Source organism: Methylobacterium sp. 1030, assembly GCF_040544715.1.
GTDB lineage: Bacteria > Pseudomonadota > Alphaproteobacteria > Rhizobiales > Beijerinckiaceae > Methylobacterium.
Genome location: NZ_JBEPKM010000009.1, coordinates 158,090 through 182,518 on the forward strand (window position 1 = coordinate 158,090; position 24,429 = coordinate 182,518).

Genomic DNA, 24,429 nt, shown 5'->3' on the forward strand with positions numbered 1-24,429 from the left:
CGACCGGGCATCGACCCCGAAGCATTCACGCCGCCCGCGTCAGCGCCGCCTTCTCCTCCGCGAAGGCCCAGTCGAGCCAGGGCGTCAGCGCTTCCAGATCCGAGGTCTCCACGGTGGCGCCGCACCAGATCCGCAGGCCCGCCGGCGCGTCGCGATAGGCGCCGATGTCGAGGGCGACACCCTCGCGGTCGAGGCGCTCGACGATCCCCGCCGCGTAGGCCGAGACCGCCGCGTCGCCGCGGGCGAGCACATCCGGATCGGCGATCACGAGGCAGACGCCCGTGTTCGAGTAGGTCGCGGGATCGGCGGCCAGCGGCGCGATCCAGGGCGTGCGCGCGACCCAGTCGTAGACGACCTTCGCGTTGGCGTCGGCCCGCGCGTGCAGCGCCTTCAGGCCGCCGATCCGCTCGGCCCAGTCCAGGGTGTCGAGGTAGTCCTCGACGGCCAGCATCGAGGGCGTGTTGATCGTGTCGCCCTTGAAGATGCCCTCGATCAGCTTGCCGTCCTTGGTGAGGCGGAAGATCTTCGGCAGGGGCCAGGACGGTGTGTGGCTCTCCAGTCGCGCCACGGCGCGGGGCGAGAGGATCAGCATGCCGTGCGCCGCCTCGCCGCCCATCACCTTCTGCCAGGAGAAGGTCACGACATCGAGCTTGTCCCAGGGCAGGGGTTGGGCGAAGGCCGCCGAGGTCGCGTCGCAGATCGTCAGGCCCTCGCGGTCGGCCGCGATCCAGTCGCCGTCCGGCACCTTCACGCCGGCCGCGGTGCCGTTCCAGGTGAAGACCACGTCGCTGTTCTTCGTGTCGATCGCCGCGAGGTCCGGCAGGATCCCGTAGGGCGTCTGGTGAATGCGCGGCGCGATCTTGAGCTGCTTCAGCGCGTCCGTGACCCACTCCTTGCCGAACGCCTCCCAGGCGGCGACCGCGACGGGCTTCGGCCCGAGCATCGTCCACATCGCCATCTCGACGGCGCCGGTGTCGGAGGCCGGCACGATGCCGATCCGGTAGTCGGACGGCACCTGCAGGACCGTGCGGGTCAGGTCGATCGCCCGGCCGAGCTTGGCCTTGCCGAGGGGGGAGCGGTGCGACCGGCCGAGGGCGGCGTCGGCCAGGGCGGCCGGGGTCCAGCCGGGGCGCTTGGCGCAGGGGCCGGAGGAGAAGTGGGGCACGCGCGGGCGCTGCGTGGGGCGGCTGGTCATGGCGGATCCATCCTTGCAGAGGGCCGCGCTCCCGGGGGAGGCGCGTCCCGGCTCGCGCATGCGCCGAAACCGGCCGGCTTGCAAGCGCCCGTCCCGGCGGCAGTCTTCGCGGCGCTGCCCCCGGTCGGGACACGGCCCCGGGCGGCGGGGAACAGTCGATTAATCCCGGCCCGTTAGCCTTAATGAGGTGCCGCGTAGCGTTTGAGGTGCGCCGATGACTTTCCACAGCGCCGCGATATTGGCGGTCTGGTCCGTTCTACTCTTGGTTATTGGGGCCTTAATTCCCCGCCTCCTGCAGGCGAGCCGGACACCGCGGCTGGTGCCGCAGCCGCTGCGGCTCGACCCGCCGGATTACGACCGCGACGGCCCGGTGATCGACCTCGAGCCGGCCTGACCGGGGCTGCCCCCGGGGCGCAGGTCCGGGCGCCGCTCGGCGGTGATCCGCTCGGCCTCCGCCCGCCGCCAGCGGGCGATGGCGGCGTGGTTGCCGCCGGAGAGGACGTCCGGGATCGCGCGGCCCTCCCAGTCGCGGGGGCGCGTGTAGTGCGGGTACTCGAGGAGCCCGCCCTCGAAGCTCTCCTCGACGCCGGATTCCACCTTGCCCATCACGCCGGGCAGCAGGCGCACGCAGGCGTCCAGAACCACCAGCGCGGCGATCTCGCCGCCGGACAGCACGTAGTCGCCGATCGAGACCTCCTCCAGGCCGCGCCCGGCGATGACGCGCTCGTCGACGCCCTCGAAGCGGCCGCAGACGATCAGCGCGCCCGGTCCCGCCGCGAGGTCGCGCACGCGGGCCTGGGTGAGCGGCCGGCCGCGGGGCGACATCAGCAGGCGCGGGCGCGGGTCGTCGGCCCCGGTCGCGGCGTCGTAAGTCGCGGCGTCGATGGCGGCGCCGAGCACGTCGCAGCGCAGGACCATCCCGGCCCCGCCGCCGGCCGGCGTGTCGTCCACCGAGCGGTGGCGGCCGAGGCCGTGCGCGCGGATGTTGCGGGCCTCCAGGGTCCAGTCGCCCCGCGCCAGGGCGTCGCCCGACAGGGACACGCCCAGCGGGCCCGGGAACATCTCCGGGTAGAGGGTGAGGATCGTGGCCCGCCAGGGCGTGTCCGCGCGCGTCATGGCGCTTGATGGCGCGCGGGGTGCGGCACGGTCAACGGGCCCGGCACCGTCGGCGCGCCCCGCGGGTTGTCGGCCATGATCTGCGCCCTCGCCCTCCTCGCGGCCGCTGCCGCCACCGCCGCCCTGGCCGGCCCGGCCCGCGCCGCCGAGCCGCTGGCGCCCCTGGGCGCGCCCGCCGCCGCCTTCCCCAGGCCCGACCGGCCCGTGGCCGAGATCGTCGCGCCGCGCTGGTCCTCGGAGGCCGAGCGCGACAGGGCGGGCGAGTTCGAGCAGGTGGCCGAGGGGATGGGCATCGCGCCCGGCGAGACGGTGGCGGATATCGGCGCCGGCAGCGGCTACTACGCGGTGCGGTTGAGCCCTCGGGTCGGGCCGCGGGGCCGCGTGCTCGCCGAGGACGTGACGCCGTCCTACCTGGCGGCCTTAGAGAAGCGGGTGAAGGCGCTCGGGAACGTCACGGTCGTGCGCGGCGAGCCGCACGACCCGCGCCTGCCCCCGGCCTCGGTGGACGCGGCGATCCTCGTCCACATGTACCACGAGATCACCCAGCCCTTCGGCCTGCTCCACAACCTCGCCGCCGCGATGCGCCCGGGCGCCCGGGTCGGGATCGTCGACGCCGACGCGATCCCGTCGCGGCACGGCACGCCGCCGGCGCTCCTGCGCTGCGAGCTCGCCGCCGCGGGCTACCGGGAGACCGGCTTCCGGCCGCTCGCGGACGGGGCCTACCTGGCAATCTTCGCGGCCCCCGCCCCGGAGGCGCGCCCGCGGCCGGAGACGGTCCGGCCCTGCCGCGACGACTCGACGGCGCGGTAGCGGCACCTCAGGAGCGCCAGCGCAGCTCGCGGCGCTCCAGCGGGTTGACGAACGGGCGCCCGTCGCGGGCCGATTCCAGGGCCTCGCGCTTCAGCCGGAAATACCATTGCGAGGGCAGGTCGCCCTGGCCGAACAGCACCATGGTGGGCTTGCGGTCGAGCCCGTCCTGCGCGTGCTGGAGCACCTGCTGGTCCTGGGTCAGGAACTGCCGCATCAGCGGGCGCGCGACCGGCTTGAGCAGGTTCAGGGCCGGCATGCTCCAGTAGAGGGCGTTGGTGAGCAGCGTCCGGTCCGGCGTCAGCGGCGTCGCGAAGGTGTAGTTCGCCACCCGCTTCTCCCCCGCGCGGATGCGCTCCAGCCGCACGCCGGGCAGGCGGAACTCGATCTCGACCTCGGGGATGCCGCCGAGCAGGCGGTAGACCGGCGAGCTCGTCGTGGTCGCGTGGCTCGTCATCACGAAGCCGTGCGGCACCGGCTGGAAGGTCTTCACCTTCTCGCGGAGCTGCTTCGAGGGCCGGAACCACCACGAATCGTGGACGAAGGCGACGTGCCCGGGATCGACGAGGCTCAGCGTCGTCAAGTCGAAGGAGGCCTCGACCTCCAGCTCGACCACGAGGGATCCGGCGGGCTCGAAATCCAGCGCCGGCACCTCCGGCACCGCGCCGGCGGCCGGGCCGAGATGCGGGTTGACCCAGAGGAAGCCGGCGCTCTCCCGCACGGGGAAGCGCTGCACCTGGATGCGCGAGAAGTCGGCGGCGTCGTGCTCCGACAGGGTCGGGACGTCGCGGCAGCGCCCGTCGGTGCCGAAGCGCCAGCCGTGGAACGGGCACATCAGGGTGTCGCCGTCGAACCGGCCCTTCGACAGGGCCATGCCGCGGTGAGGGCAGCGGTCGCGCAGCGCGAAGGGCGCGCCGTCGGGGGCGCGGCCCAGGACGATCTGCTCGCCGTTCAGCGCCACAGCCCGCAGGGCCGACCGGCCGCCCACCCTGCCGAGGCTCCGGGACTGCCCGACGCAGTACCACGCGTTGCCGAGCGGCTGGCGCATCGCGTCGGGATCGAGCGCGGCCTCGTCGGCGGGGCGCGGCGGGTTGGCGAAGGGCGCGTTCAAGGCGGTTCGGGCAGACCTCGGGGCGCCCGTCATACGCCCGGCCGCCGGGACGGGGAAGCGCCGGGCCGGGGAGGACAAACGGGCGCAGGCGCGGGGCTTCACAAGCCGGGCGCGGCCACCTACCTTCGCCTCACCCGCAACCAACGAAAGGAGGTGATCCAGTGTCTCATTGTCATCAGCCGTGTGTCTCGGCTCATCGGACCTGGACCGTCGCCTCCGGCGCGTCGCTCTAAGACGCGTCAGAGACCCGATCTCGGGACAGTTCCGCCGGACAACACGGTTCGGCAATGGAAGGGCCACCCTCTCGGGTGGCCCTTCGGCGTTTCAGGGTCCGGACATGCGGTCGGCGCCGCTCAGCGCCGCTCAGCGCCGCTCAGCGCCGCTGGGACTGGAACAGCGGCTGGGCCAGCGCCTCGGTCCGGGCGCGCCACAGGTCGCGCTCCTCGCGCAGGGCGTCGCGCTCGCCGGCCAGGGTCAGCCGCTCGGCCCGCAGGGCGTCCCGCTCGGCGATCGCCCGGTCGCGCTCGGCGCGCAGCTCCTCGCGCTCGGCCCGGAAGCGCTCCCGCTCGCCGCGGAACTCCTCGCGCTCGACGCGGACGTCCTCCTGCTCGGCCCGGAGATCCTCCAGGGAGCCGATCTCGTCGCGGATATGCTCACGGAGCGTCCGGATCTCGTCGGCCAGGATGGTCTGCAGCTCGTCCTGGCGCTCGGCCTCGACGCGGAGCCTGGCCTTCAGCATCAGGTTCTCGGCCATCAGCTCGGCGATGTCGGGATCCTCGGCGGCGGCCCGCGGCGCCTCGGGGGCCGGGACGACGCGGGGCGACCACGCCGTCTCCCCGCCGCGAGGCCGCTTCGCCTCGGGCAGGGTCTCCTCGGGCCGGGCATCGCCGCGGGCCTCGGCCGGCGCCTGGGCCTTCATCGCCGTCAGCCAGTCGCGGAGCGGACCGGTCGCGGGAAAGCTGCCGGACTCGGTCGGCGAGTGAGAGCGGGCGGGTTCCGACATCGGCGGGCGTCCTGATCGAATATGGCCCGAAGACAATCCCAACATGCTTAACGATCGGTAAAAGTTAACACCGATCGGCGGCCCGTTTCGGCACCGCCGCGGCGCCGGGCCGGCCGAAAAATTGACTTTCCGGCCGGCTGCCGCTACGCCCCGGCCTCCCGATCCGTAGCAGATCGACCGATGCCAAGCCGACCGGTCCCGCGAGGCCGGAGGTCAACGCCCGACAGCGCGTCCGCGCCCTCGGGCGCGATGGGCGTTGGCCGATATGCGAGGACGGGATCCGCCGGCCGAGGCACCCGCATGACGCGAGATCAAGAAGCGTTGAAGATCGAGGACGCGATCAACGAGACCTGCCCGTGGTCGGGCAAGCCGATCTCGGCGGACTCGCTGACGCTCTACAACGGCGCCGTGGTGGGCTTCTGCAACCCGGACTGCCGGGACAAGTTCGCCAAGGCTGTGCGCGGCTTCGAGGCCGCCCTCCAGGCGCGCCGCGTCGAGCGCGCCGGGCTCGAGCAGTAACGGCGGGGCGTCAGGAACATGTTCGAAGGCCTGTCCGACCGCCTCTCCGGCATCCTCTCGGGGCTCACCCGTCGCGGTGCCCTGACCGAGGCCGACGTCACCGCCGCCATGCGCGAGGTGCGCCGCGCCCTGCTGGAGGCCGACGTCGCCCTCGAGGTGGTCCGCGGCTTCACCGACCGGGTGAAGGAGAAGGCCGTCGGCGCCGTTGTGCTCAAGTCGGTGACGCCCGGCCAGATGGTCGTGAAGATCGTCAACGACGAGCTCGTGGCGATGCTCGGCACCGACGCCGAGACCGTCGATCTCAACGCCCCCGCCCCGGTGCCGATCCTGATGGTCGGCCTGCAGGGCTCGGGCAAGACCACGACCACCGCCAAGATCGCCCGGCGCCTCTCCGACCGCGAGAAGCGCAAGGTCCTGCTCGCCTCGCTCGACACCCGCCGCCCGGCCGCCATGGAGCAGCTCGCGGTGCTGGCCAAGCAGGTCGGCGTGGAGAGCCTGCCGATCATCGCCGGTCAGTCGGCGGTGCAGATCGCCAAGCGCGCCATGGACGCCGCCCGTCTCGGCGGCTTCGACGTGGTGATGCTCGACACCGCCGGCCGCACCACGGTGGACGAGGGCCTGATGGCCGAGGCCGCCGAGGTGAAGGCCGCGACCAGACCCCACGAGGTTCTGCTCGTCGCCGACGCGCTCACCGGCCAGGACGCGGTCAACACCGCCCGCGCCTTCGACCAGCGGCTCGGCGTCACCGGCATCGTGCTGACCCGCATGGACGGCGATTCCCGCGGCGGCGCGGCGCTGTCGATGCGCGCCGTCACCGGCAAGCCGATCAAGCTCGTCGGCGTCGGCGAGAAGGTCGACGCGCTGGAGGAGTTCCACCCGGCCCGCGTGGCCAACCGCATCCTCGGCATGGGCGACATCGTCTCGCTCGTCGAGAAGGCCGCCGAGACCATCGACCACGAGCAGGCGCTCCGCACCGCGGAGAAGATGCGCAAGGGCAAGTTCGACCTCGAAGACTTGTCCATGCAGCTCGCCCAGATGGAGAAGATGGGCGGTATCGGCGGCCTGATGGGCATGCTGCCCGGGATGGGCCAGATCAAGAAGCAGGTCGAGGGCGCCAACCTCGACGAGAAGATGTTCAAGCGCCAGCGGGCGATCATCTCGTCGATGACCCCGCAGGAGCGGAAGAACCCCGACCTCCTCAAGAACAGCCGCAAGAAGCGCATCGCGGCGGGCTCGGGGGTCGACGTCTCGGAGATCAACAAGCTCCTGAAGATGCACCGGACCATGGCCGACATGATGAAGGCGATGGGCCAGGGCAAGCGCGGGATCGGGCAGGCGCTCGGCTCGATGTTCGGCCTCGGTGGCGGGATGGGCGGCGGCGGGATGGGCGGTGGAATGCCCGGTCTCCCGCCCGGCATGCCGGAGCCGACGCCGGAGCAGATCGCGCAGCTCGAGAAGCAGTTCGGCGGCAAGCTGCCGCCGATGCCGCCGGGACTGGGCGGGGGCGGGATGCCCAAGCTTCCCGGACTTCCGGGCCTCGGCGGTCCGAAGCTGCCGGGTCTCGGTGGGTTCATGCCGGGGAAGAAGAAATGAGCGTGCTCGCGGCCCAGGCCGTCGATCCCGAACTCGCGCGCCTGCGGGACAGCATCGACAATTTCGATGCGGCGCTGATCCACCTCCTCGCCGAGCGTTTCCGCTGCACGCAGCGGGTCGGCGAGCTCAAGGCCCGAAAGGGGATCCCCCCTTCCGATCCGGACCGGGAGGCCCGTCAGGTCGCCCGGCTCCGCAAGCTCGCGGTCGAGGCCAAGCTCGACCCCGACTTCGCCGAGAAGTTTCTGGCCTTCGTGGTCAAGGAAGTCATTCGGCACCACCAGTCGATCAAGGCGGACCACGAGTCCCAGATCGAGCAACAGCGAAAGTAGTCAGACCATGGCCCTCAAGATCCGTCTCACCCGCGGCGGCGCCAAGAAGCGCCCCTACTACCGCATCGTCGTCGCCGACGCCCGCGCCCCGCGCGACGGCCGCTTCATCGACAAGGTCGGCGCCTACGACCCGATGAAGGCCAAGGACGATCCGGCCCGCATCGTGCTCGACAACGAGAAGATCCAGAGCTGGCTCGCCAAGGGTGCGCAGCCGACCGACCGCGTCCTGCGCTTCCTCGACCAGGCCGGTCTCGCCAAGCGCCCGACCCGCAACAACCCGCAGAAGGCCGAGCCGGGCGAGAAGGCCAAGGAGCGTGCCGCCAAGCGCGCCGAGAAGGCCGCCGCTCCCGCCGAGGACGCCGCCGCGTAAGGCGCACCGGTCATGGCGCGCCGCCCCGCAGGTCCCACCTCCCGCGACGGCGGCCGCCGAGGCCGCACGAGCTCGGCGATCGGCAAGATCGCGCCCGGCGCGGCGACCTCGCCCAAGGCGCCGGCCCCCAAGCCGGCGCCCCGGCCCGCGCCGCCCGATCCGAACCTCGTCCTGCTGGGCGAGTTCGGGCGGGCGCACGGCCTCACCGGCGAGGTCCGGCTCAAATCCTACACCGGCGATCCGCAGGCGATCGCCGGCTACGGAACGCTCCAGACGGCCGACGGCCGGACGCTGACGCTCGCCGACGTGCGTCCCGCCCCCGGCCCGTCGCCCGACATGCTGATCGCCCGGGTCAAGGGCGTCTCGGGCCGCAGCGCCGCGGAGGCGCTCAACCGCGTCGCCCTGTACGTTCCCCGCGACCGTCTGGCCGCGCCCGAGGACGACGACGAGGTCTACGCCGCCGACCTGATCGGCGCCGCGGCGGTTGACGAGGCCGGGACCCTCGTCGGGACGATCGTGGCCGTGCCGAATTACGGCGGCGGCGATCTCTTGGAACTGCGCCCGCCGAACGGCGGCGCCACCGCGCTCCTGCCCTTCACGAAGGCCTTCGTGCCGGTCCTCGACGTGGCGCAGCGCCGCGTCACCGTGGTCGCGCCGGAGGACCTGTTCGCGGCGCCGGGTGAGAAGCCCGCGGACGATCCGGGCTAGAGACGGCGGTCGGTCCGCGCGCCGGCGGCGCGTCCGGAGGCCGGGCGGCGCCCTGGCCGCGACCGCCCTCAATGCCCCCCGGCCGGCGCCCCGCCGCCGAGCTTGACGCTCTTCAGGCTCAGGGCCAGCGGGACCGCGCAGGCCGCGACGAGGCCGAGCACCCAGAACACGTCGATATAGGCCCAGTAGGCCACCTGCGTGCTGAGGACGCTCCCGATCCACGCCGTCGCCTGATTCTGGGCCTCGATCCCGGCGTAGCCGTGCTCGGAGAAGTACTGCGTCGCCTGCCGCATGGTCTCCTGGTAGGCCGGCGAGGCCGGATTGACGCTCTCCACCAGGCGGCTCTGATGGAACTGGCTCCGGTAGGCCAGGATGTTCTGCGCCAGCGAGACGCCCATCGAGCCGCCGACGTTGCGAGCGACGTTGATCAGCGCCGAGGCCTGATCGGTCTGGTCCTTGCGGATCCCCTCGTACGAGGCCGAGGTGATCGACAGGAACACCATCGGCAGGCCGATACCGATATAGACCCGCGACCACGCGAAGAACGCGAAGGTCGTGCTGCCGTCGATCCGCGTCAGGTCGTACATGCCCAGCGCCACGATGGTCATGCCGATGGCGATCAGCCATTTCGGCTGGACGTAGGACGAGACCCGGCCGGTGAGGAACATCATCACCACCGTGACGATGCCGCCCGGGCCGAGGACGAGGCCCGACAGGGTGGCGGTGTAGCCGTAATATTCCTGCGTGATCTGCGGGATGAACTGCGTGGTCGCGATCAGGATCGCTCCGGTGAACATCATCACCAGGAAGCACGAGCCGAACTGCCGGTTGCCGATGAGGCGGAGATCGACGGCCGGGTTCTCGCGGGTCAGCAGCCACGGGATCATGGCGATGAACGAGACGACCATCAGCACGCCGGACACGTTCATCAGCGTCGAGGTGCCGAACCAGTCCTTCCGCTGGCCCTCGTCGAGGATCACCTCCAGCGAGCCGAGGAACAGGGCGACCAGCACGAAGCCGACGATGTCGAAGCGGATGCCCTTGCGCACCAGGGCGCGGCGCTCCTTCTTGGCCGCGTCGCTGTCCTCGATCAGCCAGTACATCAGCCCGAGGGCGATCACGCCCACCGGCCCGTTGATCAGGAAGCACCAGTGCCAGGAGGCGTTGTCGGAGAGCCAGCCGCCCAGCGTCGGGCCGATCACCGGTGCCACCACGATGGCGACCCCGTAGAGCGCGAAGGCCTGGCCGCGCTTCGCCGGCGGGAAGGAATCGGCCAGGATCGACTGCGCGAGCGGTGCCATGCCGCCGCCGCCGAGCCCCTGCATCACCCGGAACAGCAGCAGCGATTCCAGGCTCCAGGCGAAGCCGCACAGGATCGACGAGACGGTGAACAGCGCCACCGACCACATGAAGAACGCCTTGCGGCCGTAGCGCTTGGCCAGGAAGCTCGACGCCGTCAGGGTGATCGCGTTGGCGACGAGATAGCTCGTCACCACCCAGGCGGCCTCATCGGGGCCGACCGCGAGGCCGCCCGAGATGTAGCGCAGGGCCACGTTGGCGATGGTGGTGTCGAGCACCTCCATGAACGTCGCCAGCGCGACCACGCCGGCGATCAGCCACGGATTGTGGCCGCCCGGCGCCTTCCCGGACGCGGCCCTGCCGCCTGCCGCCTTGCCGCCTGCCGCCTTGCCCGCACCCGGCCTACGCCCGGGCGCGGCCGCGCTCCCCCGGCCGGCCACGGCGCTCACCGCACCGTGACGGTCGGGACGATCGACATGCCCGGGCCGATCGACACGTCCGTCGGCCAGGTCTTGACCACGATCTTGACCGGGATGCGCTGGGTCACCTTCACGTAGTTGCCGGTGGCGTTCTGCGCCGGCAGCAGGCTGAAGGCCGTGCCCGAGCCCGGCTGCACCGAGGCCACCGTGCCCTGGATCTTGCGGCCGGGATACGCGTCGATCTCGATGTCGACCGGCTGGCCCGGCCGCATGTCGGTGATCTGCGTCTCCTTGAAGTTCGCCGTCACCCAGATGTCGTCGGGCACGAACATCGCCAGGGTCTGGCCGGCCTGGGCGAGCTGGCCGACGCCGCCGGTGAGCCGCACGACGCGGCCGGCCTGCACGGCGCGGACCGTCGTGTAGCCGAGGTTCAGCTCGGCCTGCTCGACCTGCGCCCGGTCGCGGCCGAGCTGCGCCTGCGTCGAGGCCTTCTGAGCCCGGAGCGAGCCGACCTGCTTCTGCGCGGCGACCACGCTGGCATTGGCGCTCTGGACCGCCGCCTGCCGCTGCTGCAGCGTCGAGGTCGCCGACTGCGACTGCTGGACCGAGCCGGAGCCGCGCTCGGCGAGGTCCTTGTAGCGGGCCGCGTCCTCCTGGGCGAACTTCAGCGCCGCCTCGGCGGTGGCGACCTGCGCCTTGGACACTTCGATGTTGGCGTACTGCGCCTGGATCTGCGCGTCGATGTTCTTGATGCCGGCCTCGTCGGCGGCGACCTGCGCCTTCGCCTGGTCGAGGGCGATGTCGTAGTCGCGCTGGAAGACCTGGAAGAGGATCTGGCCGGCCTCGACGTGCTGGTTGTCGGTGACCGGCACGTCCACGAGGTAGCCGCCGACCTTCGGCTGGATCGAGATGCTGCGCGCGTCGACGAAGGCGTCGTCGGTGCTCTCGTAGGGGTGCATGTAGAGCAGCCAGTAGAAGAACACGCCGACGCAGAGCGCGACGACCGCGAGCCCGCCGAGCAGGAACGCGAGCGGGTGGCGCCGCAGGACGCTCGGGCGCCGCGCCTCGTCCCCGTCGTCGTCGGAATCCGCCGCGTCGTCGCCGGCCTGCCCGTCCTGCGCCTCGGGCGCGCCGTCGGCCTCGTCCGCGCCGGGCTTGCGCGCGGTCTCGCGGTCGGTCTCGAGGTCCGCGGCCGGCGCGGCGCGGTTGAGATCGAGCACGTCGCGCTCGCGCGCGACGGCCCGGCCGTCGGCCGGCCGCGGGCGCGCCTCGTCCTCGGAGAGGTGCCGCTGATCGTCGAACATGGAAAGTCGTCGCCCGATGGGCCGGCCACCCGGGGGTGACCGGGCTTGTCGCATCGCCCGCCTCAGGCAGCAAAAGCCGGCCGCAGGCCCAAGGTTCCACGCGCGGATCAGCCCGCCTAGGAACGCATGCCGCACTGCGGCGTTCTGCGCCCGGAACCTTTGCCGTTCCCGGCCTCAAGGCCCAGGAGTTCGCCATGACCAGCAGCCCATCCCCGACGCCGAACCGCCCCGGTTCCGGCCCCGCGACCACCCCCACCGGCATCCCGCTCGTCGGCGCGGCGCGCCTCGACGCCATGAGTGCGGCCCTGGCGCGGAACTGGTGGCTCGTCGCCCTGCGCGGCGTCATCGCGGTCCTGTTCGGGGCGATCGCGTTCATCGCGCCGGGCGCCTTCGTGCTGTCCCTGGTCCTGTTCTTCGCCGCCTACATGCTCGTCGACGGCGTCGTCGCCGTCGTCGGCGCGGTCCGGGCCGCGCAGCGCCACGAGCGCTGGGGCTTCATGCTGGTCGAGGGCCTCGTCGACATCGTGGTGGGCGTCGCTGCGGTGCTGGTGCCGGCTGCGGCCGTCTGGGCATTCGTGCTGCTGCTCGCCGCGTGGGCGCTGGTCACCGGCGGCCTGATGATCGCCGCCGCCTTCCGCCTGCACCTCCATTACGGGCGCTGGTGGCTGGGCCTCGGCGGCGTGGTGTCGATCCTGTTCGGCCTCGCGCTGCTCATCAACCCGGGCATGTCGGCCCTGGTGCTGACGTGGTGGATCGGCTCCTACACCTTCGCCTTCGGCATCCTCCTGCTGATCCTGGCCTTCAAGCTGCGCGCCCAGCACGGCGCCGTCGGTCCGGGAGCGCCGCTCGGCCGGTGAGCCGGCCGGGACCGGATCGGGCCCCGTGGCCCGATCCACACGGTGCCGGCGCGATCGACGCGCCGCCCGTCCCGCGACCCCGCGGCTGCGGGACACCGCGACGGATGCGGCTTAGAAGGCTCAGTCGGCCGGATCGGCCGGTCCCGGAACACGCACCACGATGACGCCCGACGCGCCGGAACGCGCCCCGGCCGACGGGCCGAAACCGCCGAAGCCGGACCCCGCCGCCGACGCCCCGGACCCGCGGCTCGCTGCCCGGGAGGCCGGGCGGGCCGCGCGCGACCTCGCGCGCCATCTCCGGACCCTCCTCGCCGCGGCCGGGCTCGGCCTCGCGCGGACCGGCCTCGCGCGGACCGGCCGGGCCCTGTCGGCCCGCGCGGCGGAGCGCGCGGCGCGGGCGCGACGGGCACCGGCGGAGCGCCCGCCCGCCGGCGCCGAGACGGACGCGCGCGCCCTGAACCGGCGTTCCCGGCCGATCCTCGGCCGCCGGCACCCGGCCCTGCTCGCCGCCGCCCTGGTGATCCTGCTGCCGGCCCTGGCGCTGGCGATCTACCTGTTCGCGGCCTTCGTGAGCCTGCCGCCGCTGGGCGGCGCCGTGGTCGAGACCGGCCAGCGGGCGATCACCGTCGAGGCCGACGACGGCCGGGTCTTCGCCACCCGCGGCAGCTTCCGCGGCCAGAAGCTCACCGCGGCCGACCTGCCGCCGCACCTCGCCCAGGCGATCGTGGCGATCGAGGACCGCCGCTTCTACAGCCACTGGGGCATCGACCTGCGCGGCCTCGCCCGGGCGGCGTGGCGCAATCTCCGCGGCGGCGGCGTGCGCGAGGGCGGCTCGACCATCACCCAGCAATATGTCCGCCTGACCTCCCTCAACCAAGAGAAGACGCTCTGGCGGAAGGTGCAGGAAGCCTTCCTGGCGCTGCGGGTCGAGTCGACCATGAGCAAGGACGCGATCCTGCTCGGCTACCTCGACTCCGCGTATTTCGGCGCCGGCGCCTACGGGGCGGACGCGGCGGCGCGGCGCTACTTCGGCAAGCCCGCCAAGGCGCTGAACCTGCCGGAATCGGCGATGCTGGCCGGTCTGGTGCGGGCGCCATCGCAGCTCGCCCCGACCCGCAACCTCGGGGGCGCCAAGGAGCGCGCCGACGTGGTGCTCCAGGCCATGGTCGAGACCGGCGCGATCTCGCAGGCCGAGGCCGACGCCGCGCGCAAGCAGAGCGTGACCCTGAAATCGCCCCCCGAGGCGCCGCCCGGCACCAACTACTTCCTCGACATGATCGCGGGCGACGTGAAGCGCCTCGCCGGCACCGACGGCGACATGACGGTGCGCTCGACCCTCAACCTCGACCTGCAGAGCCTCGCCGAGGGCGTCGTGGCCCGCCGCCTCGACAAGGACGGCGCCCGCCGCAAGGTCGGCCAGGCCGCCATGGTGGTGCTGTCGAAGGAGGGCGCGATCCTCGCCATGGTCGGCGGCCGCGACTACGAGGACAGCCAGTTCAACCGCGCCGTCCAGGCCAAGCGCCAGCCCGGCTCCCTGTTCAAGCTCCTCGCCTACCTGACGGCCTACGAGAAGGGCTACACGCCGGAATCCGTGATGGTCGACCGCCCGGTCCAGATCGGCGACTGGCAGCCCGAGAACGACGACGGCCGCTACCGGGGGCCCGTGCCCCTGCGGACCGCCTTCGCGCTGTCGATCAACACCGTGGCGGCCCAGCTCGGGCAGGATGTCGGCATCCCGGCGGTGATCGCCACCGCCCGCAAGCTCGGGATCCAGTCGGACCTGCCCAACGTGCCGAGCCTCGTCCTCGGCTCGGGCGCCGTGAGCCTCCTGGAGATGACCCGCGCCTACGGCTCGGTCCTGTCCGGGCGCACCCCGCTCCAGTCCTACGGCATCCAGGCGATCCGCGGGGCCGCGCCGCAGCCGCTCTACGTCCGCGCCGACGCGGCCCCGGGCCCGATGCTGGCGCAGGAGCCGCGCACCATGATGCTCGACTCGCTGCAGGCGGTGGTGGAATCCGGCACCGGCCGCGCCGCGCGGGTGCCCGGCCAGATCATCGGCGGCAAGACCGGCACGAGCCAGGATTTCCGCGACGCGTGGTTCGTCGGCATGACCCCCGACCTCGTGGTCGGGATCTGGGTCGGCAACGACGACGACAGCCCGATGAACCGCATGTTCGGCGGCGAGATGCCGGCCGGGATCTTCCACGACTTCGTCCAGCGGGCCGCCGAGAAGCTCGCGAAGGGCAAGGCCCGCCTCTCGGCGGAGCGGGCCGAGCCGGCCCGGGCCGCCGCCGCGCCCGCGGCCGAACCCGTCGCGGCCGGCGAGGTCCGCGGCGTGCCGGAGGTGATCGATACCGGCACCCTCAACCTGCGCGGGCGGGTCGTGCGCCTCCTCGGCGTGGTCGGCGAGCGCGGCCATCTCGCCCGCCAGCTCGCCAGCTACCTGCGCCGCCGCGAGGTGGTCTGCACCGGCCTGTCCGACGGGGCCACGGCCCGCTGCCGCATCGAGGGCGACGACCTCGCCGGGCTGATCCTGGCCGCGGGCGGCGCCCGCGCCTCCGAGGACGCCCCGCCGGACCTCCTGGGCGCGGAGGAGCAGGCGCGCGCCGAGCGGGTCGGGCTGTGGGGCCGGTGAGGCGCTAGCCTGCCCCGAGCTTCGCCAGCGTCCGCGGGTCGGGGACGCCGTCGAAGTAGCGCGCCAGCGCGTCGGCGAAGACCGGCTCGCCCGGCACGGCGCGGGCGAACAGCGTCATGCTGGAGCGGAACTTCAGATCGTCGGGCGAGCCGAAGATCGCGTGGGCCGAGCGCCCGGCGACGGCGTTGACGGCCGCCGTGCAGGCGCGCAGGCGCGCGCCGAGCACCGGGTGCGCCGCGTAGGCCTGCGCCTCCGCGAGAGACCCGATGGCGTAGCGCTGCGCCATCGGGCTCGCGCCGAGCCCGGCGATCTGCGGGAAGATGAACCACATCCAGTGGCTGCGCTTGTCGCCGGCCTGCAACTCCGCCAGGGCGCGCCCGTAGACGCCCTCCTGCGCGGCGACGAAGCGGCCGAGGTCGTAGGTGTCGCTCATGCGCGGCTCCGTTGTTCCGGTCCCGCACCGTCAACCGCGCGGCGCCCGCGGGGATGCAGGCGCGGGTCCGGAGTGCCGCTGACGCCGCGCCGGGATTGGTGTAAGCGCCGCCCATGCTCGCAACGCTCGTCGCCTTCATGGTCGCGAACCCGGCGATGAGCCACGCCCTGACGGCGATCCCCGAGACCGCCGGAATGGCGGCCGTTCTGATCCTGCTGCGCAGTCCCCGACCGGAAGGCGTCGCGGCGCTCGTGGTCTCGACCTACTATTACGGCCGCGAGGCCGGGCAGCGGGAACACGTCCTCAAACACGCGGGCTGGGACGCCGTTCAGGCGCATCTCGGCGCCGAGTTCCTGTACGGCTGGTCCCTGCCGAATCTGCAGCAGTGGGTGGCGCCGACCTGCGCGGCCTGGGCGGTCGCGGCCGCGATCTATCTGGTCCGGTCGCGGATGGCGCGGGCGGCTCCGCCGGGTGCCCGGCTCAGGCGCGGGTGAACGGTCCGTCCGACGGCCCGATCTCGCTCCGGTCTCCGAGGAGCCGCCGGCCCGAGGCGATGATCTGGACCGTCTCGCGGCTGGAGCACTGGCGCCGCGCCAGGGCCTCCAGGTCGCGCAGGTAGTCGATGAGGGGACCACGCTGCTTGTCGGCTCGGCCGATCACCGGCTCGACCTTGGCGGTCACGAGGCCGCCGACCGTGTCCCAGAACTCCGCCGGTTGGATCGCGGCGTCGCCCATCGCAGGCTCGTGCATCCCCGGTCTCCGCTGTGCTCGCACCACTCTTGTCGAGCGTTTCGGCCGCCGGCGCATTGACCCATGTTGAAGACGCTCCTCCGGAGCGCGGGGCTCGCGGCATCGTCATCCGCGCGCCGGGCGATCCGGCGGGGCAGCATCCGGTGCGCCGCCCCATAATGGACCGCGCCACCGCGCGCGTTTCGGATCGACCGCAGGGAGCCCGCATGCCCGCCGACGACGTCCCAACCCGCGATGCCCGCGCACCCGAGCCCGCACGGACGCGCGCGCCCCCGGCCGGGGAGAGCCGCCTCCGCTCGATCGCCAAGGCCGTGAGCTGGCGCGTCGTCGGGAGCCTCGACACACTGCTGCTGTCCTACCTGTTCACCGGCAGCGTGCTGGTCGCCGGCTCGATCGCCTCGACCGAGACCGTGACCAAGACCGTGCTGTACTACCTCCACGAGCGCGGCTGGGGCCTGATTCCCCTCGGTCGCGCCTGAGATCCGTCCGGGAGGCCGCGTTGCCCGCCAGCTCCGCCCCGCCGCCCGGCGGCCTGACATCCTCGAGAGCCCGAACCGGAGAGAGCCGCATGCCGCAGATCACCGTCGGAGGACTCGGCCTCCGCTACCACCTCGCGGGCCCGGAGGACGCCCCGGTCGTCGCTTTCTCGAACTCGCTGGGGGCGACCCTGGAGATGTGGGACGCGCTGGTGCCCGCGCTGACGGGGCGTTACCGGACGCTGCGCTACGACACGCGCGGCCACGGCGGGTCGGAGACGCGCGACCGGCCGGTCGCGATCGCGGATCTGGCCGGCGATCTCGCGGGCCTTCTGGACGCCCTCAGCATCGGACGCGCCCATCTCGTCGGCCTCTCGCTCGGCGGGATGACCGTGCAGGCGCTGGCGAGCGCCGATCCCGGACGCGCGCTCAGCGCCACCCTGATGGCGACGGCGGCCTTCCTGCCGAGCCTGCAGAGCTGGGACGAGCGCGCCGCGACCGTGCGCGCCCAGGGGACGGCGGCCGTGGTCGAGGCGACGCTGGGGCGCTGGTTCACGCCGGGTTTCGCGGAGCGCGCCCCCGAGACGGTGCGGGCTGTCCGCGAGCGATTCCTGGCCTGCGATCCGGCCGGCTACGCGGTGTGCTGCGGGGCGATCGGGCGCATGGATCTCCGTCCGGCGCTCGGAGCCATCACCGCGCCGACCCTGGTGATCGCCGGCCGCGACGATCCCTCGACGCCCCCGGCCATGGCCGAGGAGATCTGCGGCGGCATCGCCCAGGCCGAACTCGTCGTGCTGCCCCGGGCGGCGCACCTGCTCGCCGTCGAGCGCGCCGAGGCGGTCGGCGGCTACCTGCGCGCCTTCCTCGACCGCGCCGCGCCGGGCGCGTAGGCGGGCCGCGGCGGCGCCGTCCCGTCAGTCGCCCGAGCGTCCGGGACCGCGCGCCGCTTCAGTGGCAGGCGATCCCGACATCGGCGGGCGACATCCCGCGCGCCAAGCGCCGCCCGGTCCGCAGCAGCGCCTGCCCGAGCAGCGACACGGTCAGCGCGTCGCCGTCCTGCTCGGCCAGCCGATAGGCCGCGAGCAGGGCGTCGCCGAGATCGCCGAGCGTTGCCGTCGGCTCCGCGTCCGCGCGCTCCGGCCGGCTCTCGGCAATCCGGTCGCGTCCGTCCGCCGCCGCCGCGCCGTGCGGTCCCTCGGTCAGCGCGACCGGTCTCGCGCGGCGTCTCGCGTTGCCGTCGTCCTCTGGTGAGCCGTTCCGCATCGTCTTGGTCCCTCAACCACCTCGAGGGTGCACCTACAGGTTGCGGACCGTCAACTCCCTCCGATCGCGCCCGGCGAGCGGTCGAGCGTCGCAGCCGCGGCGGCGGCCGGACTGGGTGTCGTACTGAGTGTCGGACGGGGTGTCGGACGGGGTGTCGGATGTTCCGCCGGCGCGGGAGCGGCCGGAGCCCGCAGAACAATCGCCGCGATCCACAACTTTTACGTGCAGGCCCCATGGATCGGCGCGTCCGGGCGAAGGTTCAGGGTCGCCATGAACGCAGCAAGGCCCCCGCGGTCAGCGCCGCGGAGGCCTCGCTCATCCACGCTCCATCAGGAGCGCGCGGACGGTTTTACTTGATGAGGGCCAGGAGAGCCTTGCCGGCCTTGGAGTTCAGCTCCTTGGCGTCGAGGGTGCCGTCGTTGTCCGGGTCGGCCAGCTTGAAGCGCTCGCCGACGGCCGCGAGGTACTCCTTCTTGTCGAGCGTGCCGTCGCTGTCCGGATCGGCCTGCTTCACGCCGGAGGCGCTCAGGCGGCCCTTCAGCTCCTTGGCGTCGAGGGTGCCGTCGGCGTCCTTCTCGAGACGGTCGAAGGTCGCCGAGGCCACCGCCTCCACTTCCTTCATGTCGACGGTGCCGTCGTTGTCGGTGTCGATCATCTTGACGGCGCTCGTTCCGCTCATCGGCTTGGCGAAAGCGGCCGGAGCGGAGAGGCCGCACACCGCGAGGGTGACCGCCGCGAAGCCACTGATGAAACGTGAGGTCATTGCCAGATGCTCCCGAAATTTGATGCTCGATCTTCCTAGTCTCCGACTCACCGTGCCGCAAGTGCGAAATTCGACCCTGTGGGTTGCGTGCTGTCCCGGGCCGCGCTTCGGAGACGCGGCATAGAAAAAGGGGCCGGCGCGAGCCGACCCCCGAAGAGAGCGCACAATCGCCGGCAGGCGATTCGCGCGGTGATTCAGTATCCGTAGCCGCGCCGCGTCACCGGGCGGTCGTCGTCGAACCGCTGGCGTCGGTAGAGACGATCCTCGTCATAGGCGCGGTCGCGCCGATACTCTTCGCGGCGGAAGTCGCGATCCCGCTGGGCGCTGGAGCGCAGGTCGACGCTCGGCCCGTCGGGACCGATATCGATTCGCTGCGCCGCAGCGGGGACGACGCTCGTCAGGGAGGCGGCCAGGACGGCGCCGGCAAGCAGGGTCTTCATGGGACTCTCCTTCGTGCGTTCGGAGTCCAACCCGTCCTCGCGCCGATCGTTCCCGATGTTCTCCCGTTCTTCCCGGAGCCGACACAGATCCGGGCTGATCAGGCCAGCGTCGCCAGGTCCTGAAACCAGTGCTGCGCCTGGACGTAGTTCTTCACCCGCGACGACAATGCGTGCGGATTGGTGTCGTGAACGACCCAGACCTGCACGGCATCGTCGACGACGATTTCGTGGATGCGCGCGAGCAGCCGGTTCTGCTCGGCCACGTCGAGGCTCGCCTTCACCTTGTCGCAGAGGGCGTCGACCTCGGGGTTGCGGTAGTGGCTCCAGTTCACGCCGTTCGGCGCGATCTGCCGCGAATCGTAGAAGCGCAGGATCGCGTAGAACGGGTCGGAGGTGACGTAGGCGATGTTGCCGGCGCTGACGCCCTTGAGGCTCGGATCCGCGGCGCCCTGGCGCCACGCCGTGTAGGCCACCTCCAGCTCCACGGTCTTGAACGCCACCTGGATGCCGATCTCGGCCCAGCTCTGCTGGACGAACTCGTTGATCGGGAGCGACAGCATCTGCCCGGTGCCGCCGGTCGGGATCAGGACCGTGGCCTTCACGGGGTTCTTCACCGAGTAGCCGGCCTCCTCGACGAGCTTGCGCGCCGCCTCGACGTCGGTCCGGATCTTGAAGCCCGGCTTGCCGAACCACGGGCTCGATTCCTGGACCTGACCGACGGCGGGCTGGGCGAGGCCGCCCATCAGCTCGACGACGCCCGCGCGGTCGATGGCGAGGTTGGCGGCCTTGCGCAGGCGCAGGTCGCGCCAGGGCGAGCCCTCCACCATCGACAGGTGGTAGTTCCAGACATGGGGCGTCTCGTTGCCCACGACCCGCATGCCGGCGGCCTTCAGGCGCGGCACCGCGTCGGGCGCGGGCGTCTCGATCAGGTCGACGCTGCCGGACAGGAGCGCGTTCACCCGGGCGAGGTCCTCGGGCACGCAGGCGAGGGTCAGCTTCGCGAGCTTCGGGACCCGCTTCGGGTTCCAGTAGCCGATGTTCGGCAGCAGCTCGAGGCGCACCCGCGGCACCAGCTGCCCCATCCGGAACGGCCCGGTCCCCGAGGGCTCGAAGGCGAACTTCGCCCAGTCCTTCCCGACCTTCTCGTACTGCGCCGGCGACGAGATCAGGAACCAGAGCATCTGGTAGGGGAACAGGCTGTCGGGCGTCTTGGTAACGACCTGGACGGTCTTGGCGTCGACCTTCCGGTAGCTCGCGACGCCGGGCAGGCGCGGGCGGACCTGGGACGCCTGCCGCTGGTCGAAATGCGGCGCCTCCTTGTTCAGCACCTTGTCGAAGTTCCAGATCACCGCGTCGGCATCGAAGGCCGACCCGTCGTGGAAGGCCACGCCCTCCCGCAGGTGGAAGGTCCAGACCTTGGGGTCGGCCGGGTCGGCCTCCCAGGCGGTGGCGAGGCCGGGCACCATCTTGCCCGGCCGGTCGGCGACGTCGAGTTCCCAGGCGACCAGGGGATCGTAGAGGGTCAGTCCGGTGAACTGGTAGCCGCCCGCGCCCCGGTCCGGCTGGCCGGTCGTGAGCGGCAGGTCGGTCATGGAGATGCCGTAGGTCAGGGTGCCGGGGGCCGCGCCCTGCGCGCCGGCGCGGCCCGCCGCCCCCAGCGCCGCCAGGGCGACGCCCCCGGCCATCAGGGATCGGCGTGTCGGCTTGATCGGGTTCATCGTGTCTCTCGGCTGAAGGCGCGGGCGCCGCACGGAACGGCACCTGCCCTCGGGCCCGCGGCGGCGCGGCCCGGGCCTCCACCCCATGCTGCATACAGAATGATGCACGCATCGTGCCCAATGGCCGCCGGCGTTCCCCGGATAGCCCGGGGGTCAGGCCTCCCAGACCTGGCCGGGCCTCAGGGCGACGAAGCGCTCGGCCGGGATGCCGGCCCCGCCGAGGGCCGCCGCCAGCGCCTCGGCGGGGCGCTCGACGCCCTCGTCGGTGAGCTGGAACGTGCCCCAGTGGTGGCCCAGCGCCTGCTCGGCGCCGAGCAGGCCGAAGACCTTCACCGCCTCGGCCGGGTCGACGTGCTGCGCCTGCATGAACCAGCGCGGCTCGTAGGCGCCGATCGGCAGCGTCGCGAGGCGCGGCGGCCCGAACCGCGCCCGCACGTCGGAGAAGAGGGCGCCGTCGCCGAAACCGGTGTCGCCGACATGGTAGTGCACGCCGCGGGGCGAGGTGATCACGAAGGCGCACCACAGCGCCATGCGCCGGTCGTTGACGCCCCGGGCCGACCAGTGGTTCGCGGGCGTCAGATGGACCTGCAGCCCGTCGCCGAGATCGACCGACTGTCCCCAGTCGCGGGTCTCGACATGCATCGTGTCGTCGTAGCCGCGCAGGATCGTGTCGTTGCCCAGCGGCGCTACGATCAGCGGCTGGTGCGCCTGCCAGAGCCGGGCGAGGCTCGGCCCGTCGAGATGGTCGTAGTGGTTGTGGGTGACCAGGATCGCGTCGATCGGCGGCAGGTCGGCGAAGGCGATGCCCGGCGGGTTGACGCGCTTCGGCCCGGCGAAGCGGACCGGGCTCGCGCGCTTGGCGAAGACCGGGTCGATCAGGATGTTCCGGCCGGCGACCTGCACGAGGTAGCTCGCGTGGCCGATCAGCACGACCCGCAGGCCCTCGACGCGCTCGGGCGGCCGGTCGGCCGGGTAGGGGCTGGGGAAGCTCTTGGGCCAGGGCTCGCGCTGCCGCTTGGCCTGCCAGCGCAGCACGTCGGGGAGCGCCTTGTCGGTGGACTGACCGGGCAGGAAGAACCGCAACCCGTCGAAATGGTCGGAGGTCGGGCCGCGGTAGTACGGGTTCCGGCCGCGCCGGTGCGCGGCGTAGCCGACGCCGCCGAGCGTCATGACCGTGGCCGCACTCGCGACCGTGAGCAGGCTGCGCCGTTTCATGGGTCCGAGATGGCCGGAACCGGGGGCCGGTCAAGCACTGCCGCGGCGCGGCGGGGAGCCTCAGGGCGGTTTCGGCGCCGTCTCAGGGACGTCGCTCAGCGACGTCTGCAGGGACGCATCAGGCGGCCGGAGCGCGCCGGCTCACTCCACCATCTCGGCAGCGAGGGACAGGCGCGCCCGGTAGACCACCTTGCCGACGCCGTCGCGGACGCAGGCCACGTAATCCTGGCGCTCGACCTCCGGCAGCATGTCGCGGGCGATCGCCGACATGATCCGGGTGACCTTGGCGCGGGCCGCCGGAAGGTCCGGCAGGTCGAATCCGACCTCATCGTGGATCGGCTGGGAGCCGTCGTGCAGGTCGATGAAGTAGCGGGGCATCGGCGCCAAGCATCTCTAAGAGAAGTAGTCTGCCGATAGGATTGGTCTTGCTATGGTTAACAGTGCCTTAAAAGCCGAGCTTTGAGGCCGCTCGACGGTCGGGCGAAAGCCGCTTCCGGCCTCGCTGCGCCGCGCCCGACCCGCCCCGGCGCTTCGGGACGTCGCGGGCCGGCGCGGCCCGGCGCGGGAGGCTTCCTCGGCGGCCGCGGCCGGGAGAGCCGCCCGTCCGACGGATCCGGCGGGCCGGATTCTTCGGGCCGATGCCGCGAGCCGGCCCGCTCAGGCGGGCCGGCGCCGCGATCCGGTTCTCACACGCCGTCCGGCGGCAGCGCCTCCGTCACCTCGACGCGGCGGTTGCCGGCCACCGGAACCGTCTCCTCGGTGGCGGCGACGTCGCTCTGAGCCGGCGCCCTGTCGAGCGCCTCGGCGACCGCCGCCACGCCCTGATAGCGGGTCAGCCGCCGGTCGATCATGCCGTCGATCCGGTCGTGCAGCTCGGACACGGTCAGGCTGCGGCGCTTGCCGCCCGTCTTCTCGGTGAACAGGCCGCGATTGGCCCGCGCCGCGGTGCGAAACTCGCGGCCGGCGACCTCGTCGGGCTTCTCGGAAGAGAGCGACAGGAAGCGCCCGGCGCTCGCGGTGCCGAGGAAATGGGCGAGGTACAGCTCGGTCGTGGTGAGCGCGCGCCCGACCCGGGCCTCGATCCGGTCGCGGTCGCGCTTGATCAGCTCGGCCGCCATCAGGGCGGCGACGCGCGGGTCGTTGCGCAGGCCGAGCACCCGGGCGCGCATGCTGCCCGTCACGGTGATCGCGGCGCCCCGGCCCTTCACGGCGGCGGCTTCCTCGGCGAGCCCGTAGCGCGCGCCGTAATCGCGGATCATCTCCAGCCAGGTGCGGGCAACGAACTGGAACAGGCCCTGCGCCGAGGAAGTCGCGGCCTTCGCCGCGGTGTCGAAGCTCGATTCCTTGTCGGCCAGCGCCATCATGTAGACGGGATCGACGCCGGCCTCGTCAGAGGCCTTGACGATCGTGTCGACCACCTTGCGCGGCACGCTGCGCTCGCCGAACTTGACCGCGTCCTGCTCCTGCGTCACCCGCGGCAGGGCCGCGAGGTCGTCCTGAATCAGGGCCGTGGTGGCGGGCTCCTGCTCCGGCAAGGGCAGGCCGTTCCAGGCATCCTTCGCCGGTGCCGGTGCCGGTGCCGGTGCGTCTGCCGATGCCGCGGGCGCCTCGGCGGGAACCGCGGGCTCGAACGCGCGTTGAGCGAGTTCCTGAGCGGCGCGCGGGCTGGTGTCGACCCGGTCGTGGGCCTGGGCAGCCGGCGCGAAGTAGGCGGGCGCGAAGGCGGCCTGCGGCAGGCCGAACCCGGCGACGAGCCCGAGGGCCAGCGTCCCGGAGATCCGGCCGAGGCCGGTGCGGCGAAGTGACCGGCGCCCTGCGTCGCGACCGGCCCGCGGCAGCCACGCCACGGCTTCATCCTCGAAATGCCCCGTGCCGGTCAGGGTCTGCGGCACGAGTCGGTTCACGTCGTCGGCGCAACGCGCCGGCTCCGGGAAAACCCCCATCATCGGTCCTCTTCTAGATCGGTCCTTGCGTCCGCCCGGCTCTGACGGCCGGGTTTTTTCTGGAAGCGGCGGCCCTATCGACGCCGGCCGTGACCAGAATGGGACGGCCCCGTGATCCAAGCGTGGCACGGTCAAGGAAGGGTTAACCCTCCCGCTTAGGGTC

Annotated in this window: 26 protein-coding genes; 11 read left to right on the forward strand and 15 right to left on the reverse strand. The window is 72.5% G+C overall.

Translation table 11 applies throughout. The features are described from left to right. Positions 1 to 25: 25 nt before the first annotated feature. Both ABIC30_RS14925 and trmD read right to left on the reverse strand, forming a co-directional pair. On the reverse strand, positions 26 to 1,195 hold the full coding sequence (locus ABIC30_RS14925) for a phosphoserine transaminase (RefSeq protein ID WP_020092614.1): 1,170 nt from the start codon (positions 1,193 to 1,195) through the stop codon (positions 26 to 28). Positions 1,196 to 1,546: 351 nt separating this feature from the next. Further along, positions 1,547 to 2,311: a tRNA (guanosine(37)-N1)-methyltransferase TrmD gene (gene trmD / locus ABIC30_RS14930; protein WP_020092613.1), complete on the reverse strand. Its 765-nt coding sequence runs from the start codon at positions 2,309 to 2,311 to the stop codon at positions 1,547 to 1,549. Positions 2,312 to 2,386: 75 nt separating this feature from the next. Here trmD and ABIC30_RS14935 point away from each other — a divergent pair, with 75 nt between their 5' ends. After that, positions 2,387 to 3,121 (forward strand): class I SAM-dependent methyltransferase, encoded by a 735-nt coding sequence (locus ABIC30_RS14935; RefSeq protein ID WP_020092612.1) that lies wholly within the window; start codon positions 2,387 to 2,389, stop codon positions 3,119 to 3,121. A gap of 7 nt (positions 3,122 to 3,128) precedes the next feature. Here ABIC30_RS14935 and ABIC30_RS14940 read toward each other — a convergent pair whose 3' ends face one another. Further along, positions 3,129 to 4,166, reverse strand: a complete 1,038-nt coding sequence (locus ABIC30_RS14940) for an aromatic ring-hydroxylating oxygenase subunit alpha (protein WP_419149870.1) — start codon at positions 4,164 to 4,166, stop codon at positions 3,129 to 3,131. Positions 4,167 to 4,602: 436 nt separating this feature from the next. Continuing rightward, positions 4,603 to 5,232, reverse strand: a complete 630-nt coding sequence (locus ABIC30_RS14945) for a hypothetical protein (RefSeq protein WP_020092610.1) — start codon at positions 5,230 to 5,232, stop codon at positions 4,603 to 4,605. Between the two features lie 300 nt (positions 5,233 to 5,532). Between ABIC30_RS14945 and ABIC30_RS14950 the strand changes: the two genes are divergently transcribed. The 5 genes from ABIC30_RS14950 to rimM are packed head-to-tail and all read left to right on the forward strand — an operon-like array spanning position 5,533 to position 8,751. Further along, positions 5,533 to 5,751 (forward strand): eL24 family ribosomal protein, encoded by a 219-nt coding sequence (locus ABIC30_RS14950; RefSeq protein WP_026604841.1) that lies wholly within the window; start codon positions 5,533 to 5,535, stop codon positions 5,749 to 5,751. An 18-nt stretch (positions 5,752 to 5,769) separates the two neighbouring features. Beyond that, positions 5,770 to 7,344 carry a signal recognition particle protein gene (gene ffh, locus ABIC30_RS14955; protein ID WP_354455603.1) on the forward strand — a complete coding sequence of 525 codons (1,575 nt, stop codon included), beginning with the start codon at positions 5,770 to 5,772 and terminating at the stop codon, positions 7,342 to 7,344. Continuing rightward, positions 7,341 to 7,673, forward strand: a complete 333-nt coding sequence (locus ABIC30_RS14960; protein WP_012320554.1) for a chorismate mutase — start codon at positions 7,341 to 7,343, stop codon at positions 7,671 to 7,673. The genes ffh and ABIC30_RS14960 overlap by 4 nt, the downstream gene beginning before the upstream one ends. A 7-nt stretch (positions 7,674 to 7,680) precedes the next feature. Further along, a complete protein-coding gene (gene rpsP, locus ABIC30_RS14965) occupies positions 7,681 to 8,043 on the forward strand; it encodes a 30S ribosomal protein S16 (protein WP_020092607.1) in 363 nt (120 codons plus the stop codon). 12 nt (positions 8,044 to 8,055) lie between these two features. Continuing rightward, positions 8,056 to 8,751 (forward strand): ribosome maturation factor RimM, encoded by a 696-nt coding sequence (gene rimM / locus ABIC30_RS14970; protein WP_354455605.1) that lies wholly within the window; start codon positions 8,056 to 8,058, stop codon positions 8,749 to 8,751. Positions 8,752 to 8,819: 68 nt separating this feature from the next. Here rimM and ABIC30_RS14975 read toward each other — a convergent pair whose 3' ends face one another. Continuing rightward, positions 8,820 to 10,499, reverse strand: a complete 1,680-nt coding sequence (locus tag ABIC30_RS14975; RefSeq protein ID WP_354455607.1) for a DHA2 family efflux MFS transporter permease subunit — start codon at positions 10,497 to 10,499, stop codon at positions 8,820 to 8,822. Next, entirely contained in the window at positions 10,496 to 11,773 is a 1,278-nt protein-coding gene (locus ABIC30_RS14980; protein WP_354455609.1) for an HlyD family secretion protein, read from the reverse strand. The genes ABIC30_RS14975 and ABIC30_RS14980 overlap by 4 nt, the downstream gene beginning before the upstream one ends. A gap of 194 nt (positions 11,774 to 11,967) precedes the next feature. Here ABIC30_RS14980 and ABIC30_RS14985 point away from each other — a divergent pair, with 194 nt between their 5' ends. After that, entirely contained in the window at positions 11,968 to 12,630 is a 663-nt protein-coding gene (locus tag ABIC30_RS14985; protein ID WP_020092603.1) for an HdeD family acid-resistance protein, read from the forward strand. Positions 12,631 to 12,790: 160 nt separating this feature from the next. Next, complete coding sequence (locus ABIC30_RS14990) at positions 12,791 to 15,265, forward strand: PBP1A family penicillin-binding protein (protein ID WP_354455611.1); 2,475 nt, start codon at positions 12,791 to 12,793, stop codon at positions 15,263 to 15,265. A 4-nt stretch (positions 15,266 to 15,269) separates the two neighbouring features. On the opposite strand, the gene ABIC30_RS14995 is transcribed toward ABIC30_RS14990, so the two are convergent. After that, positions 15,270 to 15,698 carry a DUF1810 domain-containing protein gene (locus tag ABIC30_RS14995; RefSeq protein WP_020092601.1) on the reverse strand — a complete coding sequence of 143 codons (429 nt, stop codon included), beginning with the start codon at positions 15,696 to 15,698 and terminating at the stop codon, positions 15,270 to 15,272. Positions 15,699 to 15,811: 113 nt separating this feature from the next. Between ABIC30_RS14995 and ABIC30_RS15000 the strand changes: the two genes are divergently transcribed. Next, a complete protein-coding gene (locus ABIC30_RS15000) occupies positions 15,812 to 16,192 on the forward strand; it encodes a hypothetical protein (RefSeq protein WP_020092600.1) in 381 nt (126 codons plus the stop codon). On the opposite strand, the gene ABIC30_RS15005 is transcribed toward ABIC30_RS15000, so the two are convergent. Continuing rightward, positions 16,179 to 16,448, reverse strand: a complete 270-nt coding sequence (locus ABIC30_RS15005) for a hypothetical protein (protein WP_026604840.1) — start codon at positions 16,446 to 16,448, stop codon at positions 16,179 to 16,181. The genes ABIC30_RS15000 and ABIC30_RS15005 overlap by 14 nt on opposite strands. A 206-nt stretch (positions 16,449 to 16,654) precedes the next feature. On the opposite strand from ABIC30_RS15005, the gene ABIC30_RS15010 reads away from it, so the two are divergent. Both ABIC30_RS15010 and pcaD read left to right on the forward strand, forming a co-directional pair. Beyond that, positions 16,655 to 16,927 (forward strand): DUF2061 domain-containing protein, encoded by a 273-nt coding sequence (locus tag ABIC30_RS15010; RefSeq protein ID WP_020092598.1) that lies wholly within the window; start codon positions 16,655 to 16,657, stop codon positions 16,925 to 16,927. An 89-nt stretch (positions 16,928 to 17,016) separates the two neighbouring features. Continuing rightward, positions 17,017 to 17,814: a 3-oxoadipate enol-lactonase gene (gene pcaD, locus ABIC30_RS15015; protein WP_020092597.1), complete on the forward strand. Its 798-nt coding sequence runs from the start codon at positions 17,017 to 17,019 to the stop codon at positions 17,812 to 17,814. Positions 17,815 to 17,872: 58 nt separating this feature from the next. Here pcaD and ABIC30_RS15020 read toward each other — a convergent pair whose 3' ends face one another. The 7 genes from ABIC30_RS15020 to ABIC30_RS15050 all read right to left on the reverse strand — a co-directional run bounded on the left by ABIC30_RS15020 (position 17,873) and on the right by ABIC30_RS15050 (position 24,266). Then, the gene (locus tag ABIC30_RS15020) at positions 17,873 to 18,187 is read right to left on the reverse strand and encodes a hypothetical protein (RefSeq protein ID WP_020092596.1); all 315 of its coding nucleotides are present in this window, start codon (positions 18,185 to 18,187) and stop codon (positions 17,873 to 17,875) included. A 349-nt stretch (positions 18,188 to 18,536) separates the two neighbouring features. Further along, the gene (gene lanM, locus ABIC30_RS15025) at positions 18,537 to 18,950 is read right to left on the reverse strand and encodes a lanmodulin LanM (RefSeq protein WP_020092595.1); all 414 of its coding nucleotides are present in this window, start codon (positions 18,948 to 18,950) and stop codon (positions 18,537 to 18,539) included. Between the two features lie 194 nt (positions 18,951 to 19,144). Beyond that, positions 19,145 to 19,390, reverse strand: coding sequence for a hypothetical protein (locus ABIC30_RS15030; protein ID WP_020092594.1), 246 nt, complete (start codon positions 19,388 to 19,390; stop codon positions 19,145 to 19,147). 98 nt (positions 19,391 to 19,488) lie between these two features. Then, positions 19,489 to 21,108, reverse strand: a complete 1,620-nt coding sequence (locus ABIC30_RS15035) for an ABC transporter substrate-binding protein (protein WP_354455615.1) — start codon at positions 21,106 to 21,108, stop codon at positions 19,489 to 19,491. 153 nt (positions 21,109 to 21,261) lie between these two features. After that, positions 21,262 to 22,323 (reverse strand): MBL fold metallo-hydrolase, encoded by a 1,062-nt coding sequence (locus ABIC30_RS15040; protein WP_020092592.1) that lies wholly within the window; start codon positions 22,321 to 22,323, stop codon positions 21,262 to 21,264. 141 nt (positions 22,324 to 22,464) lie between these two features. Further along, positions 22,465 to 22,701: a DUF6894 family protein gene (locus tag ABIC30_RS15045; protein ID WP_020092591.1), complete on the reverse strand. Its 237-nt coding sequence runs from the start codon at positions 22,699 to 22,701 to the stop codon at positions 22,465 to 22,467. Between the two features lie 308 nt (positions 22,702 to 23,009). Continuing rightward, positions 23,010 to 24,266 carry a transglycosylase SLT domain-containing protein gene (locus tag ABIC30_RS15050; RefSeq protein WP_043712477.1) on the reverse strand — a complete coding sequence of 419 codons (1,257 nt, stop codon included), beginning with the start codon at positions 24,264 to 24,266 and terminating at the stop codon, positions 23,010 to 23,012. Between the last annotated feature and the right edge of the window lie 163 nt (positions 24,267 to 24,429).